Here is a 333-nt window from a genome sequence, read left to right as displayed (position 1 = left end):
CCGAAGCTGTGAACCGAAGCCCCAGTAAACGGCGGCCGTAACTATAACGGTCCTAAGGTAGCGAAATTCCTTGTCAGGTAAATTCTGACCCGCACGAATGGCGTAACGACTTGGGCGCTGTCTCAACGAGAGATCCGGTGAAATTTTAATACCTGTGAAGATGCAGGTTACCCGCGACAAGACGGAAAGACCCCATGGAGCTTTACTGCAGCTTGATATTGAATTTGGGTACGATCTGTACAGGATAGGTGGGAGCCTTTGAAGCCGGAGCGCCAGCTTCGGTGGAGGCACCGTTGGGATACCACCCTGATCGTATCTAGGTTCTAACCTGGT

At 52.0% G+C, this 333-nt stretch carries 1 rRNA gene; it reads left to right on the top strand.

Annotation, left to right across the window (positions count from 1 at the left end):
- Positions 1-333: ribosomal RNA gene (locus FS818_RS28435) — 23S ribosomal RNA — on the top strand; the annotation flags it as partial.

Source organism: Paenibacillus xylanexedens, from assembly GCF_007680605.1.
Classification (GTDB): domain Bacteria; phylum Bacillota; class Bacilli; order Paenibacillales; family Paenibacillaceae; genus Paenibacillus; species Paenibacillus xylanexedens_B.
Note: the sequence above shows the minus strand (reverse complement) of the source record. Positions and strands in the feature narration are given on the sequence as shown.